The organism is Candidatus Blochmannia ocreatus, from assembly GCF_023585745.1.
Lineage (GTDB): Bacteria > Pseudomonadota > Gammaproteobacteria > Enterobacterales > Enterobacteriaceae > Blochmanniella > Blochmanniella ocreatus.
Window position 1 is genome coordinate 646174 of record NZ_CP097762.1, and the last position, 19151, is coordinate 665324.

Consider the following 19151-nt stretch of genomic DNA (forward strand, 5'->3'; position numbering starts at 1 on the left):
ATTTTAAATCGATTAAATTTAATTGATTTAAAGTATGCATATAATTAGTAATTGAGATTAGTTAATTTAATTAAATATTATGGTATATATTGTGTTATTTTTTAATTAAAAGTATTATTTTTTATGTTTTTGATAATATGCAGCGAAGAGTATTTATAATTTTATGATAATTTGGAGCTTTAAAAATAGCGGATCCTATAACAAACAAATTAGCGCCAGCTTTTGAAATTTCATATATATTGCTTGTATTAATTCCTCCATCTACTGATAAATCAATATTGCGATTAACATTATCTATAAGTTTACGTGTTTTACATATTTTTTTTAAAATTGTTGGAATAAATACTTGTCCGCTAAAACCTGGATTTACTGCCATTAATACGATTAGATCAATTTTATCCATTAAATATTCTAGATAATTGAGCGTGGTGCTAGGGTTAAAAACTAATCCTGCTTTGCAGCCATGTTCTTTAATTAATTCTACAGATCGATCAATATGTTCTGTTGTTTCTGGATGAAAACTAATGTAATCCGCTCCCACAGAAGCAAAATCTAATATTAATTGGTCTATTGGTTTTGTCATGAGATGCACATCTATAGGAATATTAATGCCATATTCCCGCAAAGATTTTAATACCATAGATCCCATGCTTAAGTTTGGAACATAATGATTATCCATTACATCAAAATGTAATATATCTGCTCCAGCAGATATGACATTAGTAACATCTTCTCCTAATTTAGAAAAATTTGCTGAAAGGATGGATGGCGCTATTAAGAAATGTTTCATTATAATTCTCGACAAAATTTAATGTTATAAAATATAAATAGATCTTAAAATTTAAGTGAATTGTTTTGTTGATGTATTAGTGGTATTCTTATTATAAGAAATACGTATTTTATATCTTATAAAATATAATATATTACATATACTATTATATGTTTTATATATAGTATATAGTTAAAATTTAATATGTTGCGCAAAATACCATATATGTAGTTTTAATTTTTAATTAAGTTTTATATATAAATTTAAATTTATATTATAATATAATTTATATGTTTAAATGTTGTTATTGCATTGTGTGGTTCTAATTTTCTAAAAAATTAGAACAATAAATATATACGTAATTATACGTGTTTTCACGTTATTAATATTAAATATTCTTAATAAGAATTATTCTGAATAGATAATGATATTACTTCCGGTTTAACATTAAAAAATGTTTTTACTTTTCCTATAGCAATAGGTAACACTAAATTTATTTGTGTTGAATTTGATTTCTTGTCGCGTATCATATATTTCATATAATTTTTAGGCGTCATGTTTTTAGGGCCTTGTACAGGTAAATTAGCTCTTTTTAATAATAATATTACACGTTTAGCATCGTTTTTATCAAATTGTTTTAAATGTAATGCAGCGTTTATCGCCATAATTATTCCTGCTGATACGGCTTCTCCATGAGACCATTGTGCATATTTCTGATATGACTCTATTGCATGTCCATAGGTGTGACCTAAATTTAGTGAGCTTCTGGCATGTTGATCATATTCATCTAGCTCAACTATGTATTTTTTTAATTCGCAACAACGACGAATACAATATGTCATTGTTGATGGATTTAGAGTTAATAAATTGTTTAAATTATTTTCTAACCAGTTAAAAAAATTTGCATCAAGTGCGATAGCGTATTTTATTATTTCTGCTAATCCTGCAGAAAAATCTTTAGTTTTTAGTGTATGTAGAACACTTGGATTAATAAGTACTGCAATGGGTTGATAGAAAGCACCTATCATATTTTTCCCAAGTGTATGATTAATGCCAGTTTTTCCGCCAATAGCTGCATCTACCTGTGAAAGCAGTGTCGTAGGGACTTGAATAAAACGTATTCCACGCTGGTATGTTGCAGCAGCGAATCCAGTTATATCCCCAATAACTCCTCCTCCTACAGCAATTAGGATTGTATTTACTCGGTCATAATTATTTTTTAATAATTTGGTAAATATTTGGTTGAGTATATTTAACGATTTATTTTTTTCACCATCTGGTAAAATTAATTGATCAGTTTTAATTCCTGATCTATTTAATAGAGTGGTTAATTTATCTAAATATATAGGCGCTACTTTATTATTAGTTATAAATACGATTTGATCATTTATGTTTATTGGCCAAAAAGATGAAAAATCATCAAATAATTTATTTGTAATAATAATAGGATAAGTTTTTTTGTGCAATCTGACAATAATTTTTTCCATAATAAAATTATATATTTTATATATGATGATATTTAATAAATTTTATAAAATTGCTAAGTATTTTTTTGATTACGCAGTGTTATAATTTTATTAATTAGAACTTTGATATTTTGTTCGTCAGTTAATATTGTTATATCTGCAATTTCTTCATACAGAGGATTCCGTTCTTTAGCTAATTTTTCTAAAAATGTACGAATATTTTGTTTTGATGTTGATTTTCTTAATAAAGGACGTCTTTTATCGTGTTTTGTTCGAATTAATTGTTTATCTATAGTTGTTTCTAGATATACCACTAGCCCACGTGTTAATAAATTATTTCTGGTTATATGAGAAATAATAGATCCGCCTCCAGTAGCCAAAACTATACCTTGTTTTTTTGTTAGTTCATTGATAATTTTTTCTTCTCTATCACGAAATTTTATTTCTCCCTCTACATCAAATACCCAGCTAATATTTGCTCCAGTATGAGCTTCAATCGCTTGATCTGAATCAAAAAAACTCATGTTTAATTGATTTGCTAATTGGCGTCCAATAGTGCTTTTTCCTGCTCCCATGGGTCCTATTAAAAAAATGTTATTTTTCTTTAACATACGTTGTTGCCATTATAAAATTATTTATAAATATTTTATGTTTATTTTTCATAAATATTTAATCAATTTTTGTTTTTGTTTAAAAGCGTTACTAACAAAAAATATTAAAAATTTTTAATTGTATAATTTAATATAAGTCGTGCATATAATTTCATATTGTTAACTGCAAATGGCATATTATAGTATATGTTAATTTTAATACAAATTTTTTTGTAGATGCAATGTAATACACAAACTTATTTATTATTTTATACTTGCAAAGTTGCTTGCAAGTATATAGTTTTGTGTTAATAAATATTAATTTATACTCGTATTAATACATATATTTTTAATATTGGTAATAATATATAATATATAGTGCTTTTTTATTAGTAGTAAAGTAATTTTATAGAAATTATTATATAATTTTATGGTACTAATATTTTTAGTGTCATCTTGTTAGTTATAGTTAATGTAAAACTAAATGTATATATATTAATTGGTCGATAAATAGCTATAAGTTTTTGATCTTTGTACAAATTTAAAAATAAATTTATATAAAATTTTTATTGATTTTTTATATTGTTGTAGTGTCAATTGAATATTGACAGAGTTTATATTTGTATATTTCATACATTTTTTTATTAGGTATTTACTAAATTAGTTAGGATTAAAGATTTTATTTATATTAAGCTTTAATATATAGTATGTATTAGAACGCATATTAAGTATGTAGTTTATATTTTAATGACATCCTGTTATTTTTAAGGAATTTTGTTAAGTTTTATGTTTCAGTGCATTGAATTTATTTTTTTACAAAATATTAATTTTTGGTAATGTTTATTTTTGATAAAATTTAATTGTGAAAAATGAACGTTGTGTATTAATAATTTTAATTTTATTGAAAATTAAAGATTTTGTTTTAAATAGAATAAATTTCATTTAAAAGGTTACGATATGTTAGTAAGGAAATATGGGAATTTAGGTATAAATATTGTATTTTATAATGCGCATGAATTAGATTAATTTTATATTGATAGTTTTATTTTAGAGCATTGTGTACTATAAAATAGTATTTTAAATAGTTGAAAATTTATTTTTTATAGTGTGTAAAGTTCTTGTGAAGATTTTATATGGATTTACTAATATTTTTATATTAAGAGTTAATATGATATAACCATAATGGTTTTTGATGAAGATAGTTGTATTAATAATACATAATAATTTTGATGTATTAAATTAAATTGATTATAATTACTTATAAAATATTGTTATATAACCGGATTCATAAATTAATAGATTATGATTAATATATCTTCTGCAGCGCAGGAATATTTTATTAAATTATTGTCGGATAAGAAAAAAAATACTCAGATTAGAATTTTTGTAATCAATCCTGGTACTGATCAGGCAAAGTGTGGTATTTGTTTTTGTTTTCCTGAAGAGTTTAAATATAATGATGTTATTATCAAATTTGAATGTTTTTCTGTTCGTATAGAACAGAATTATACGGTCTTTTTAAAAGATACGAAAATTGATGTTATGGTAGTTGATACATTAGAAACACAACTTACTATTAAAGCTCCGAATATTTATAAAAATTCTGATGACAATATTGAGAGTATATCTGGTTCTTCATTAGAAGAACGTGTTAATTATGTATTGCAACACCAGATTAATCCGTATTTAGCTCTTCATGGTGGGCATGTATCATTAATCCGAGTTACCCAGGATTTTTTTGCGGTTATTAAATTTTATGGTGGATGCAATGGCTGCGCGATGGCTAATAATACTATAAAGGAAGGGATAGAATTTACTTTAAAAAAAAATTTTCCGGAATTAAAAGGAGTACAAGATATTACGCAGCATCAACATGGTATTCATTCATATTATTAATATTTTTATATGTAAAACATAATATTTTCTGTTCTATTTTCTATAGATATAGAGTTTTATACAAATATTTTTTATAAAATGATTGTCAAATATTTTATTATATTTTTTAAATTCGTATGATATATTGAGTTTTGAGTCATGAATACGTATATATTGGCACAATGTTATTGGAGCTTGGGTACAACTAAATTTAGTTAGGTTACTAATTTAATTAGCATTCTGCGTAATGGTTCAGCTGCTCCCCACAATAACTGATCACCAACACTAAATGCTGAGATGTATTTTTTTCCTGCATTGAGTTTACGTAATCGACCGATTGGCACAGTGAGCGTACCGGAGACCCCCACTGGGGTCAGTTGTTTTAATGAGTGTATAGCTTCATTTGGGATGACTTTTACCCATTTGTTATGAGATTGTAATATTGTTTCAATCTCTTTTAGAGGGATATTTTTTTTTAGTTTTATCATAAAAGATTGGCTATGGCAGCGCAATGCTCCAACACGTGCGCACATACTATCAATTATAATAGGTTTATTATCAGTATAATTAAGAATTTTGTTGGTTTCTGCTTGTCCTTTCCATTCTTCTTGTGTTTGTCCGTGACACATATAATTACCAATCCACGGGATTATATTGCATATTAAAGGTGCTTTAAAACAATCTGTTGCTAATTTATCGGTTTTACTAAATGTAGTAATTTTATTTTCTAATTCTAAAATTTTCATAGCAGGAGATTTTGTTAGAGTATCATCTATAATGTTATATATTTGTTTTATTTGAGTAATTAATTCATATATAGCCCTTGCCCCATATCCAGATGCTGCTTGATATGTAGACACAAATATTTTTTCAATTAAATTATGAGCAAATAATCCACCTAAAGACATTAACATTAAACTTACAGTACAATTGCCTCCTACGAATGTTTTTATTCCATTATTTATACTGTTTTCTATAAATAAATAATTAATAGGGTCTAGGATAATAATTGCATCTTTATTCATTCTTAAATGTGAAGCACTATCAATCCAGTATCCTGTCCAACCAGTTTTATTAAGTTTCGGATATATAATATTGCTATATGCGCTGCCTTGACATGTAACTATAATATCTAAAGAATGCAATAGGTCTATATCCCAAGCGTTTTGCAACCGAAATTCTTGTGAATGCTGAATATTTGGAGCATTTTTTCCTATTTGAGATGTAGAAAAAAATATAGAATGAAAGTGTTTGAAATCATGGTTTTTTTTCATACGGTTTATTAATACGGAGCCTACCATGCCTCTCCATCCGACAAACCCAACAGTTTTCTTAGTCATTTTTATTATTTAATATCATTTGTATATTTTATTAATATTAAAAAGATTGAATTTTATTTAAATGTTTTATGTAAAATATTACATATTCTAATATGTGATAACTAACATATTTAGTTATGTAAATATCATGTATTATATTGTGTGTAACAATGTTTATAATTTACTGCATAAAATTCGTAATGTATATAAAACATAAATAACTTTTAGGAAAATAATAATGAATGAAATGATATCGGCTACAATTTTGTTATTTTTGATAATGGATCCTATAGGAAATTTGCCAATTTTTATGTCAATTTTAAAAGATTTAGATCCAAAAAGACGTCAAATTATTATCATAAGAGAAATGATAATTGCTTTATTATTAATGTTAGGATTTTTGTTTGTTGGAGAATATATTTTAAAATTTCTTAATTTGCATACGGAAACAGTTTCAATTTCTGGAGGTATTGTTTTATTTTTAATTGCTATAAGAATGTTATTTCCTTCAGATGAAGGAAATAACACTGGATGTTCTCCAGGTGAAGAACCGTTTTTAGTACCGCTCGCTATTCCTTTAGTTGCTGGTCCTTCGGTATTAGCAACATTATTATTATTATCGCATCAATACCCACAAGAAATTAAATTATTAATTTTAGCATTGGTTGTAGCTTGGGGATTATCGATGCTAGTTTTAATGTTATCTAATGTGTTATCTCAATTATTAGGGGTTAAAGGTATTAGCGCACTAGAGCGATTAATGGGATTGTTATTGGTTATGATTTCTACACAGATGTTATTAGATGGGGTACATAGTTATTTTAATTTATAAAAATTAAAGAATTTATAGTATGTAATAATGTTATATTTTTATATAAAAATATTTGAATTTGTTAAAAATTGATAATTGTATTATATACATACATATATAATAGTATGTAAAGTTGTATATTAGAATTGTGATAATTTATTAATTGTGGAAGAGTATTGTAAAACTAAAATTTCTTAATAATATATTATTTATCTAATTACTTAGAGTGTTTATTTGTATAGATTATATAATAGGGTTAATAAATAATATTATATTAGATTATATTATTGAGAAATTTTGTATTTTATTAGGGTAATAGAAAAAAATTCAATAGATGACTTAGTTTTAAGTGTCATTAGTAGTTGTTTTAATATCATACGTAATAAATTAATTACTAAGGAATAATTTTTTGTTTTTAAGTGGATACAATAATTATTGATGGAATTAAGTGTATTCCATTAGAAAATTGAATTTTTAATTAACAAAGATTTAAATAAAACTAAATTCTCAGATTGTATAGATATTGTAAGTAATATGAAACAGCTTCGTTATTATTATTACCAATTATTTCTAAAAATGGGAGTTTTTCTTTTAATCTTTGTTGAGCGTTTTCCATAATACATCCTTTTCCTGTCATTAAAAGCATTTCTTGATCATTCATACCATCTCCAAAAGAAATACAGTCTTTCATTTGATACCCTAATAATTTAACTACCTTTTTTAAGGCATGTCCTTTAGAGATGCCTTGTGGCATAACTTCAAGGCAAGTTGGTAATGAGAAGCTAATATTAATACGATGACCCCATAGTGTGTTAAGTTCTTTCTCTAAAGAAAGTAATTGCTGATAATTATGACTAGTAAAATATATTTTACAAATATTATCTAAAGATAACGTTTTTCTACAATAAATATGGAAATTAGTGGCATATAAATAATTATAAGAGGGTGTACCTGGTGATATTAATCGGTTGATTAACCATTTGTTTTTTTGAAATACATTAGTAATAATATTTGGATTATAATGTGCTATATTTAATAATGAAGACACAACTTTGGTGTCTAAATTATGTGAATCAATTAATTTCCCATCGGCATTATGTATTCTGGCGCCGTTTGAAGTAATCATATATGAATTAATTTTTAAGTCATCACGTATTGGTATTACGTTTTTATGATGTCGACCAGTAGCAAAAATGAAATGGATATTGCGATGTGTTAACATTTTTATAATTTTTTTTGTAAATGGTTTTAATTGATGCGTTGAAGTTAGCAAGGTACCATCTAAATCGGATGCAACAATATGAAACATGGTATGTGTTATCCTTATATAATTTTGTTAGTAAATATTTTTATTAAAATGTTTAGTTCTATTATAATAAGAGTGAATTCTAAAAAAATTTATGTCAGATAGTATGCGCGCGTATCTTATTATATGAATATAAAATAACAGAATTGTTATTCTATATGAAATTATTTAATTGTGTAAGTCGCAAGAGTTTTGAATTTTAATAAGAATATTGTGAGTCTTTAGTGGGATTTAAAATATTACAACCAGTTTTTATATTTAAAATAAACGTATGGAGCTACGCTAGACAGAATCATTAGAATGACGGCGCCAGGATAACCAAAGGTCCATTGCAGTTCAGGCATAAATTCGAAATTCATTCCATAACTAGATGCTATTAACGTAGGAGGCAGGAATATTACTGAAAAAATTTTTATGATTTTATTTTGTTCAATATTAATAAATCCCATTACTGATTGGTTTAAAGCGTTGATTTGGTGAAATATATATTTGTTATGTGGTAATAGTGATTTAATGTTATCTAAAATATTATTAGCGTATTGTTGTTGTGTTTTAAGTAATTGCGCATTATTTATAATAAATTTTATTGCTCTTTCAGAATCTAATAAATTAATTTGTATTTTCCATCCTATATTTTCCAAATCAGATAAATCAGATAATGTATGTTCGTATTCGTCAATTTTTTTTTTGTTTATAATAGTGATACTTAGTTGTTCCAAAATTTTATAAATATGTTCTATTTTATTTGTTAGATCTTCAATTTTTGATTCAAATAAACTTAATAGTAGTTCATAGGCATTTTCATTAATTAGCTTATGAGTATTTAAATATTTTTGATGTATGCAGAATACTGGACATTCTTCTTGACGTGAAGTAAATAAACATCTATCAAAAATAGTAAAAGATACAGTAGTATTATTTATTTTTTTTTGATTATTATATGAAAAAAAGAAAGATTGCATATACAAGATGTTTTCATCTTTTAAAAATCGTTTAGTTTTATTAAAATTTTTTGGCGTAAAAAATTTTAATTTTTGTTGTAAAGTTATATTTTTAATAATTTTATGTACGGCATCGCTTGAATCTATTATATCAACCCAAGTTATTTTTTTTAAAAATGATATGTTTTCTTTTTCGTTAATACGAAATAAATGATTATTTTTTAATTGAAATATGTTAAACATATATCATTCTGTCCTCAACAGATAAAAGAATATATTTAATTATAGTAATTGTGATTAATACTAATTTAATGTTATGTATAGTGTGATATAAAATATTTATATAAAGAATAGTTGCATAAAAATTGTTTTTGATAAACAAATAATTTATAATAGTACATATAGTTACTATACATGTTTATTTTGAGATTTTTCAAAATTATTGATAGTAATGCATGTGTTTTGTCAGTCTTCTTACTAAGATATTTAATATGACTGTGTTAATTAATAAGATTAATGAGTAGTATGTTATGCTTAGAATTAAAAATTTGTCAAATATTTCTTAATGTTTGTATATATTTATATTTAATATCCAAATATTGCATTTGGATATTGTGTTATGATAATTATCAAGATAATTGATTTATTTATTATTTAAAATAATGCAGATATATTTTTGTCTAATATGTTTTCATAAAATTTTCTCGTATTTTTAAAATTTTTTAGATATTTATTTAAATACATAAAGTTTTTGTATTTTACAAGGAAAAAATTTTTTTGAAAAATACATTATTCATTTATATTATAAATATAATATATTGATTATTTTGCTGTATTCCAGATAATGAATATTAATGCATAATATTATGACAATTTTTTAGTTTTTAAAATATTAAAAATATTTAAATAATTTTAACTATTTTATATAAGTTGTATTAATTTCAATATTTTATATTTTCATTTTATTTTTTAATATAAATTTTTTGTTTTTATCTTGGAATAATAAAGAAATTATTTTAATGAGGCATTAATTATCTTTAAGTATATAATATTTTATATATATATATTTTTTGTATAAATGATTAAATGTGTCATTTAACAAATTGTATACATTTATTTATATGATATAGTTTAATATATTCTATGTTATGATACAAACTTATTGTTAAGTATAATAAATAGTACAATAATTTAAGTTATTTTATTTAGTAATTTTATGTGTTTAGTATAGATTAGTTGCATTTGGTTAGCTAACCATTTCCGAATTATTCCCAGTGAATTTCGTTTAGTAGAGTTACCCAATTATTAATTTTGGGTTATAGGAATTTCGTTAACGAGACTAATGTTGAGATTTTGAAATTTGGTAAGAATTTTTTATTTATTGTGACGTAATCATTTATATAGTGATTATATCTATTAATCCAGCAAGATTGCATACCAGCAAATATTGCGCCTTTTATATCTGTATTTAAATCATCTCCAACGTGTAAAATATTTTTACAAGGTAGACCTAGTCGTTTTGATGCTAATTGATACATATCTGTGTGCGGTTTAGCTCGTCCATCTACTCCTGCGCGTAATATATCGTAAAAATATTTGTGTAATCCACAAGAATTAGGGTTTGCATTACCATTAGTTATTGCAATTAATGGCCATTTAGAGCTTAAAGCCGATAATATATTATGTGTTTTAAAAGAAATATTAATTTTATTTCTCCAGTATATAACAATATCTGTAGCAGAATCAGCAGCTGATTCTGCTAAATTCTTAGTAAGACCAGCATTGAGTAAAGTTATTCTTAAAGATTCCCAACGTAAATAATTTGCGTTATGGGGAATGTTAGGTGATACTATTTTTAGTAGTGTGCGCGTGCGATTATAATCTTTTTGTTGTAGTGTTAATAATGCTGGATGATATTTTTGCAAAAATGATATTGATTCCGATTCAGCCTGATTAATTATTGGATGATTATTGTATAGAGTATTATCTAGATCTAGCGTTATAGCTCGGAATGGTTGCAATATACGATAAAAATGCATACATTATACCTGTTCTATTAATTAATAAAGTATGTCATACTATTATGATTTATATCAGTACTCAATGTTATGTTAGAATCCATTGCATAGCACGATGTTGAGTTAATAAGTTGTTGTAAATGACATTGTGTTATGTGTTTATTATAGAATATATATAATTATTTATAATAGGTTTTTTTATTTTAAAACCGGTAAATATCCATCATAAACGTAGGATGTTGCTCCTGTCATGTATAATGGATGGCCTGCGCCTTTCCATGTTATTAATAAATGTCCCGAAAAAAAATTAACTTTTACTGTTTCGCATAATATTTTTTGTTTAATACCTACAGCAACTGCTGCGCATGCTGCAGTTCCACATGCTTGTGTTTCCCCTACACCTCGTTCATAAACTCGTAATTTTATATTATTTTTATTTATAATTTGCATAAAACTTATATTTATTTTTTTTGGAAAGCAATGGTGATGTTCTAATATGGAACCTAATGAATTTAGTTTAGTAAAATTAATGTCTTTAACTAAGATAATACAATGAGGATTACCTATAGACACTACTCCGCACAGTATTATATCCTGTGGCAGGAATAAAATATAATTTTTTTGGTAATTTAATACATTAAATGGAATAAGTTTTGGGTCAAAAATTGGTAATCCCATATTGGCAGATATATTAGTATCGTCTACTTTAGAGAGAGTAATGTTGGTGGATCGTGTACTAATACGTATACACTGTTTATCAGTTAATTTTTTCATATAAACGAATCGTGCTACGCAACGTATTCCATTTCCACATTGATCCACTTCTGTTCCGTCTGCATTATAAATGCGACAATGGAAATCTATTTTAGGGTTGTGAGCTGATTCTATTATTAATAATTGATCGAATCCAATTCCATAATATCTATTAGATAAATATTGTATTTTTTTAGAAGTAAAATTTATATTTTGAGATATTGAGTCAATAATGATAAAATCATTACCTAACCCATGCATTTTTGAAAAGTGCATATATTCCTCATATTATTACATAATAGTGTTTATATTATATGAGAGATTATTTTATAAAAGTAAAACGTGAATTATATCATAATTAGTATTATTTTGTGTTAAATAATTTTTATTAAATTATCGTGATTAAAGAATTGCTTATTTTATATTGATAAAAAATTATTTATTTATTTAATGTGAAATATTTGTTTCAATAAATTTTACTTAAATAAAGTAAATTAATTCTTGAAGATATGCTTTAAAGATAAATGTATTAGAATTTATATGTGTTATTTATATAAATAAATTTTATAACAAAATAAGGTTTAAGAATCAATAAGATTTTAAAAATATTAATACTAATTTAGATATTGAATAATATTATCATATTAATGATATTTAACATGTTTTTTATTTTTAATTATTATCATTTTGATATATAAATGTTTGAGAATTTTAATAATTCAAATTGTATATAAATACTGTTTTTGATTTGGAAAGAGTATATTTTTAATATATAACATATTTTTAAATAAAAATATTTTTATATCCTTATAATTTAATCAATGTCATCATTAATAGTTATTAATTTATTTTATTTACAATAAATATTATTATTTTTATAAAGTTATACAATTTATGTAATATGATTAGATATTAATTATAGTTATGAATAATAAAGTTTTAAGAATTGCTACAAGAAAAAGCCGCCTTGCTATGTGTCAAGCAAAATATGTTTGTGATGAATTAAAACGGTATCATCCATCTATTAAATTAGAGCTGGTACCGGTTGTGACAACAGGCGATAAATATTCGTTTTATTCTATGAAAAATAATATCAAAAAAGGAGCCTTTATTAAGGAATTAGAATATGCTTTAATAGATTCGCGAGCTGATATTGCTGTTCATTCTATGAAAGATATGACAGCATCTTTACCAAAAGGGTTAATATTACCAATTTTGTGTAAACGTCATGATCCACGTGATGCATTTGTTAGTTTGAAATATTCAAATATATATGAATTACCTGCTGGTGGCATTGTAGGTACATCTAGTATACGTAGGCAGTGTCAGATTTTAGCGCAGCGCCCAGATTTAATATTAAGTAATTTGCGAGGTAATGTAGACACTAGATTAAACAAGTTACGATATGAACATCAGTATGATGCAATAATTTTAGCTGTAGCTGGTTTGGAACGATTAAATCTTAGTAAATATATTCGTGTTTATATTGATCCAACTGATGTATTACCAGCTATGGGTCAAGGGGCTATAGCTATAGAGTGTCGTGCTACTGATTTTGATACATTGTCATTATTGTTACCTTTAAATCATAAAGATACTGCATTATGTATTACCGCAGAGCGTGCTGTTACAACTTATTTAGGGAGTTATTGTCAATTTCCTGTTGCTAGTTATGCTGAGATTATAAAAGATCAGATATGGTTGAGAGCGCTTATTGGGCTGCCGGACGGTAGCAAAATTACACGTGTTGAGGGTCGGGCGCCTATAGAACAAGCAGAAAATTTAGGGATAATTTTAGCAAAAAATTTGTTATTTCGTTTTCGAAATGACGTATTCCTTTAATAAAAGGAAATTATTAAATTGTAAATAAATTTATGACTATTTTAGTGACGCGTCCATCTCCTTATGGAGAAAAATTGGTTAGTAAATTACTTTCTTTTGGTAAGAAAGCATTTCATTTACCATTAATTTATTTTTCTACTGGAAAAACTTTATATTTATTAGAAAAACAATTAAATTTATTGTCTAAAGGAGATTTGTTATTAATAACATCACAGCAAGCTATTAATTATGCTCATCGTCGATTAATTGATATTAGAAAATCTTGGCCTATTGGATTAATATATTGCGCAATTGGTAGGTCAACCAGTAAAAAAATGCATAATTTGTCAGGAATATTAGCGAAATATCCTATAGACGAAGAAACTAGTGAATGTTTGTTGCAATCGCCTGAATTAATGCATATTAATGGCAAGCGTGTTTTGATTTTACGAGGTAATAATGGTCGTACTATTTTAGATGATGTTTTAAGACAAAGAGGCGCAATGGTTTTATCTTGTGAATGTTATAGCAGGAACTTATTAAAGTATGATGGGTTGGAACAGTGTCTCAATTTATTAAGATTAAATATTGAAATATTAGTTATTACGTCTGGGGTAGTATTGGAGCAATTATATTATTTGATTCCTAAGTTTTATCGAATAGGTTGGTTAATACGGTGCAAATTAGTGGTAGTAAGTATGCGTTTAGCAAGTGTAGCACGAAATTTAGGGTGGACGGATATTATTATCGCAAAATCTGCGGATAATAATTCTTTAATTCAAGTTTTGGTTGAAGAATTGTAAAATATTAAAAATGTAATTTATTAATTTATATATAACTAGAGGTGGATATATATGAAAGTTTGGAATGAATACATACGTTTTCGGCGAGAGAGGATTTGAACCTCCGACCTCCTGGTCCCAAACCAGGAGCGCTACCAAACTGCGCTACTCGCCGAGTTATTATATATGGTGTATATATATACAAATTTTTAATTACTTTGATATTTTAAAAGAAAAAATAATTTCTAAATATCTTATCGTGAGATAAGTAGCATACATATACTTTGCATCATATCTTAATGTAATATTTTGCGAAGGGAGAGGGTTGAACTCTCATATCTTGTGTAAAGATCCTAACTCCTGAAGCTAGTGCGTTTACCATAATTTCGCCACCTTCGCATTTTATATATTTATTAGTTCTTTATATTTATATAGATAGTGATAATAATATAATTAACTGGGTGATTGATGGGACTCGAACCCATGACGACTGGAACCACAATCCAGAGCTCTACCATCTGAGCTACAATCACCGTAATTTTAATATTAGCATATATATTATATCAGTTTTGTTTTATATATGTATTGTATATTATGCATAGTGTTTTATAGAAATTTGAAAAATCAAATGCGTCCGACAGGATTTGAACCTGAAACCTTTGCCTCCGGAGGGCAAAGCTCTATCCTATTGAGCTACGGACGCGGTTAATAATTAAATATGTTATTTAAATTAATCTAAAGTACAAGTGTAATTGTAATAATATTACAATTACATAAAACATAATTAATATCTTTAATATTAGAACAGTATTCTATAAATATAGAATTAAAAGTATATAATATTTTCGCTATTTTAAAATTTAATTAAGGCAACAAAATAGTATAAACCAATAATATTCATTGTTATTGGTTTATGTAATATTTAAATATTTAACGCATCTAATCATTGGTAGATGATATAAAATTGTGGTTATTTTTATTTTCTAAAACTATATATCTATAATAGATTTTATTTTTAGATTTTTATAAAGAACATAATTTAGTGTTTTAGTAAAATTAACATCTTTTCATCATATTGAAAAATTCGTCATTGGTTTTAGTCATAGATAATTTGTTCATCATAAATTCCATAGCGTCTATTTCGCTCATTGGATGAATAATTTTACGTAAGATCCATATTTTTTGTAGTTCGTCTTGAGTTGTGAGTAGTTCTTCTTTTCTAGTGCCAGATCGGTTATAATCAATTGCTGGAAAAACACGTTTTTCAGCTATTTTTCGTGACAAATGCAATTCCATATTTCCAGTGCCTTTAAATTCTTCATAAATAACTTCGTCCATTTTTGATCCAGTATCAATTAACGCGGTTGCTATAATAGTAAGACTGCCTCCTTCTTCCATATTACGAGCGGCACCAAAAAAACGTTTTGGTCTATGTAACGCATTAGCGTCTACTCCACCTGTTAGTATCTTTCCAGAGGCAGGTACAATAGTATTATAAGCTCTGGCTAGTCTAGTTATAGAATCTAACAAAATAATAACATCTTTTTTGTGTTCTACTAATCTTTTTGCTTTTTCAATGACCATTTCAGATACTTGTACATGACGAGATGCTGGTTCATCAAAAGTGGATGCAATCACTTCTCCATTTACTAAACGTTGCATTTCAGTTACTTCTTCTGGTCGTTCATCTATCAGCAACACTATTAAAACACAATCTGGATAATTATGACTAATACTTTGCGCTATATTTTGCAATAATATGGTTTTTCCGGCTTTAGGAGGAGCAACAATTAATCCTCTTTGCCCACGTCCTATAGGAGACGCTAAATCTAATACTCTTGCGGTTAGATCTTCAGTAGAACCATTGCCTCGTTCCATGCGTAATCTTGAATTAGCATGCAGAGGTGTTAGATTTTCAAATAGAATCTTACTACGTGCATTTTCTGGTTTTTCGTAATTTACATCGTTAACTTTGAGTAAAGCAAAATAACGCTCTCCTTCTTTTGGAGGTCGGATTTTTCCAGAAATAGTATCTCCAGTGCGCAAGTTGAAACGTCTTATTTGACTGGGAGATACGTAAATATCATCAGGTCCAGCAAGATAAGAACTATCGCTTGATCTAAGAAATCCAAATCCATCTTGTAAGATTTCTAAGACACCATCACCAAAGATGTCTTCTCCTGTTTTAGCATGTTGTTTAAAAATAGCAAAAATTATGTCTTGTTTACGCATACGCGCTAAGTTTTCTAACCCCATACTTTCTCCTAGATGGACTAGCTCAGAGACTGGTGTATTTTTTAATTTTGTAAGATTCATAATTACCGGATTCTTGAATTAGAAGTATATATCTGTCGATATCAAAGAGATATGTTTTAAAAATAAAATTTTATTTTAAAGTAAGACTATTAGTATTTATATTTTATATGTTTAGTTAAATACTAGTGTCAGGTATTTAATTATTAGAATGTTATTGAAATAATTTAAAAATCTTCAATATTTAACAGTTAAATTAAATGTTTTTATTTTATGTATATATATTATATTTTAATTACAAAGCGTAAATATTTTATATATTTATAAAATATTTTATTAAATTGAAAATGATATATTACATTCTACTGTAATATTACAGTAACGTCTACTAACATATGTAAGAATTTTAAAAATATAGACATAAATTTATGATATATATTGTTGTAAAAATTCTTCTAATTCTTTTTGAGACAATAATCCTATTTTAGTAGATAAGACTGCGCCATGACACATCAGTAATAGTGTTGGGACACTACGTATATTATACTGTTTAGTAGTTATGGGATTTTCATCAATATTTAATTTTGCCACTTGTAATACATCACAAAATTTTTTTGCAATATTTTCTAAAATAGGCAGCATTGCTTGACAAGGTTTGCACCATTCCGCCCAAAAATCAATGAGAAATGGATTATTTTTGGGAGCGTTAGAAATAGTTAACACTTTTTTTTTAAAATTGGTATCAGTTAGATGAATAATGGTGTGATTCATTTTTTTCTCCTGAATATTAGTGAATTATTATTTATTAAATAATTTTATTAATCGATATATATAATGTGTTGTGATAGCGTATTGTTATTGTTTTATAAAATCAACTAAATTTTAATTTTTAAAATTATGTATAATGAATGTTATACAGAAATAAAATTTATTTTATTTCTGTATAAATGAAAGGTTTTTCATATTTGTCATGTGATTTCTCAGTGTAACTCCAATTTTTTCTATTGTATGATTTCTAATGGAATTATTAATATTACGTAATTTAATATTATCTATTTTTATATTTTTGTGCATTGTACCTATATCACCATCTTCTAAATTAGACATAAAATTTGTTTTTAACAGTGGTACCGCAGTATTACAAAACAAATAATTACCGTATTCAGCAGTATCAGAAATTACTATGTTCATTTCATATAATCTTTTACGTGCTATAGTGTTTGCGATTAAAGGTAATTCATGCAATGACTCATAATATGCTGATTCTGCAGAGATTCCAGATTTTATCATAGTTTCGAAAGATAGTTCTACACTTGCTTTTACTATAGCTACCATCAATACTCCATTATCAAAATACGTTTGTTCAGAAATATTTTGCTGAAATATTGGTGTTTGTTCTAAAGTTAGTTTATTAGTTTGTTCGCGCCATTCCAGCAATTGTGCATCATTATTATTCCAATCTGCAATCATATTTTTTGAAAATGTTCCATTAAGTATATTATTCATATGTTTTTCAAAGATGGGTTGTAGTATTTTTTTTAGTTCTTTAGATAGTATATGAGCTCTTATTTTAGCAGAATTAGACAATCGATCCATCATTAATGTAATTCCTCCTTGTTTTAATGATTCAGTGATGACTTCCCAGCCATTTTGAATAAAGTTACTAGCATATTTATGATTTATCCCATGATTAGTCATGTGATCAAAACAAATAATTGATCCGGTCTGCAACATTCCGCATAAAACGGTTTGTTCTCCCATAAGATCTGATTTAACTTCTGCAATAAATGATGATTCTAATACTCCAGCTTTGTGACAACCCAGAGCAAAAGACCAAGCTTTTGCCAATGTTATTCCAGTGTTATACATATTGTTTTCTTCGTGTACGGCAATTAAAGCTGGTACTCCAAAGCCTTTTTGGTATTCTTGACGCACTTCTGTGCCCGGGCATTTTGGCGCTACCATAATTACGGTAATATCTGGACGAATTTTCTTTCCAATTTCTACAATATGAAATCCATGAGAATAACCTAATGTAGCTCCATATTTTATTAAAGGTTCTATTTGTTGTATAACTGATGTATGGTTTTTGTCAGGTGTTAAATTAATAATAAGATCAGATTGTGGAATCATTTCATCGTAAGTTCCTACAGAAAAACCGTGTTGTTTTGCGCGCATCCAAGATTTGTTTTTATTAATTATAGAATCTTGTTTTAAAGCGTATACAACATTTATACCAGAATCTCTCATATTTAAACCTTGATTTAAGCCTTGTGACCCGCAACCTACTATGGTTATTTTTTTAGATTGTAATGCTTGTATTCCATCTGAAAATTCGTGTTTTTCCATAAGTCGACATTTTTTTAAATGTTGTAATTTTTGCATAAAAGTAAGTGTATTGAAATAGTTGTTCATCATAATGTATGCCTTTAGTATAATTAATATTT

Annotated in this window: 15 protein-coding genes and 4 tRNA genes; 4 read left to right on the forward strand and 15 right to left on the reverse strand. The window is 26.2% G+C overall.

Features of this window, described 5'->3' with window-relative positions; genetic code table 11:
* Nucleotides 1–121 precede the first annotated feature (121 nt).
* From rpe to aroK, 3 genes are all read right to left on the reverse strand, one after another.
* Nucleotides 122–790 (reverse strand): ribulose-phosphate 3-epimerase, encoded by a 669-nt coding sequence (gene rpe, locus M9405_RS02785; RefSeq protein ID WP_250223176.1) that lies wholly within the window; start codon nt 788–790, stop codon nt 122–124.
* Nucleotides 791–1167: 377 nt separating this feature from the next.
* On the reverse strand, nt 1168–2256 hold the full coding sequence (gene aroB / locus M9405_RS02790; RefSeq protein WP_250223177.1) for a 3-dehydroquinate synthase: 1089 nt from the start codon (nt 2254–2256) through the stop codon (nt 1168–1170).
* Between the two features lie 53 nt (nt 2257–2309).
* Nucleotides 2310–2846 (reverse strand): shikimate kinase AroK, encoded by a 537-nt coding sequence (gene aroK, locus M9405_RS02795; RefSeq protein WP_250223178.1) that lies wholly within the window; start codon nt 2844–2846, stop codon nt 2310–2312.
* A gap of 1281 nt (nt 2847–4127) precedes the next feature.
* Between aroK and M9405_RS02800 the strand changes: the two genes are divergently transcribed.
* On the forward strand, nt 4128–4721 hold the full coding sequence (locus tag M9405_RS02800; protein WP_250223179.1) for an NfuA family Fe-S biogenesis protein: 594 nt from the start codon (nt 4128–4130) through the stop codon (nt 4719–4721).
* A gap of 194 nt (nt 4722–4915) precedes the next feature.
* On the opposite strand, the gene asd is transcribed toward M9405_RS02800, so the two are convergent.
* Nucleotides 4916–6040 (reverse strand): aspartate-semialdehyde dehydrogenase, encoded by a 1125-nt coding sequence (gene asd, locus M9405_RS02805; protein ID WP_250223180.1) that lies wholly within the window; start codon nt 6038–6040, stop codon nt 4916–4918.
* Between the two features lie 217 nt (nt 6041–6257).
* On the opposite strand from asd, the gene M9405_RS02810 reads away from it, so the two are divergent.
* Nucleotides 6258–6851: a YhgN family NAAT transporter gene (locus tag M9405_RS02810; RefSeq protein ID WP_250223181.1), complete on the forward strand. Its 594-nt coding sequence runs from the start codon at nt 6258–6260 to the stop codon at nt 6849–6851.
* A gap of 478 nt (nt 6852–7329) precedes the next feature.
* Here the strand turns inward: M9405_RS02810 and yigL are convergent, their stop codons facing one another.
* The 4 genes from yigL to dapF all read right to left on the reverse strand — a co-directional run bounded on the left by yigL (nt 7330) and on the right by dapF (nt 12124).
* Nucleotides 7330–8139 carry a sugar/pyridoxal phosphate phosphatase YigL gene (gene yigL / locus M9405_RS02815; protein ID WP_250223182.1) on the reverse strand — a complete coding sequence of 270 codons (810 nt, stop codon included), beginning with the start codon at nt 8137–8139 and terminating at the stop codon, nt 7330–7332.
* 236 nt (nt 8140–8375) lie between these two features.
* Nucleotides 8376–9320: a magnesium/cobalt transporter CorA gene (corA, locus tag M9405_RS02820; protein ID WP_250223183.1), complete on the reverse strand. Its 945-nt coding sequence runs from the start codon at nt 9318–9320 to the stop codon at nt 8376–8378.
* 1073 nt (nt 9321–10393) lie between these two features.
* The gene (gene yigB / locus M9405_RS02825; protein ID WP_250223184.1) at nt 10394–11116 is read right to left on the reverse strand and encodes a 5-amino-6-(5-phospho-D-ribitylamino)uracil phosphatase YigB; all 723 of its coding nucleotides are present in this window, start codon (nt 11114–11116) and stop codon (nt 10394–10396) included.
* 177 nt (nt 11117–11293) lie between these two features.
* Complete coding sequence (gene dapF, locus M9405_RS02830; protein WP_250223185.1) at nt 11294–12124, reverse strand: diaminopimelate epimerase; 831 nt, start codon at nt 12122–12124, stop codon at nt 11294–11296.
* A 648-nt stretch (nt 12125–12772) separates the two neighbouring features.
* Between dapF and hemC the strand changes: the two genes are divergently transcribed.
* Complete coding sequence (hemC, locus tag M9405_RS02835; RefSeq protein ID WP_250223186.1) at nt 12773–13690, forward strand: hydroxymethylbilane synthase; 918 nt, start codon at nt 12773–12775, stop codon at nt 13688–13690.
* A 32-nt stretch (nt 13691–13722) separates the two neighbouring features.
* Nucleotides 13723–14472 carry a uroporphyrinogen-III synthase gene (hemD, locus tag M9405_RS02840; protein ID WP_250223187.1) on the forward strand — a complete coding sequence of 250 codons (750 nt, stop codon included), beginning with the start codon at nt 13723–13725 and terminating at the stop codon, nt 14470–14472.
* A gap of 80 nt (nt 14473–14552) precedes the next feature.
* Here hemD and M9405_RS02845 read toward each other — a convergent pair.
* From M9405_RS02845 to ilvC, 7 genes are all read right to left on the reverse strand, one after another.
* A tRNA-Pro gene (locus tag M9405_RS02845) sits at nt 14553–14626 on the reverse strand.
* Nucleotides 14627–14761: 135 nt separating this feature from the next.
* Nucleotides 14762–14850, reverse strand: a tRNA-Leu gene (locus tag M9405_RS02850).
* A gap of 61 nt (nt 14851–14911) precedes the next feature.
* Nucleotides 14912–14984: transfer RNA gene (locus M9405_RS02855), tRNA-His, on the reverse strand.
* Nucleotides 14985–15080: 96 nt separating this feature from the next.
* Nucleotides 15081–15154: transfer RNA gene (locus M9405_RS02860), tRNA-Arg, on the reverse strand.
* 353 nt (nt 15155–15507) lie between these two features.
* Nucleotides 15508–16767: a transcription termination factor Rho gene (gene rho, locus M9405_RS02865; protein WP_250223188.1), complete on the reverse strand. Its 1260-nt coding sequence runs from the start codon at nt 16765–16767 to the stop codon at nt 15508–15510.
* A 363-nt stretch (nt 16768–17130) separates the two neighbouring features.
* Nucleotides 17131–17475, reverse strand: coding sequence for a thioredoxin (gene trxA / locus M9405_RS02870; protein WP_250223189.1), 345 nt, complete (start codon nt 17473–17475; stop codon nt 17131–17133).
* A 162-nt stretch (nt 17476–17637) separates the two neighbouring features.
* Nucleotides 17638–19119, reverse strand: a complete 1482-nt coding sequence (gene ilvC / locus M9405_RS02875; protein WP_250223565.1) for a ketol-acid reductoisomerase — start codon at nt 19117–19119, stop codon at nt 17638–17640.
* Nucleotides 19120–19151: the final 32 nt, after the last annotated feature.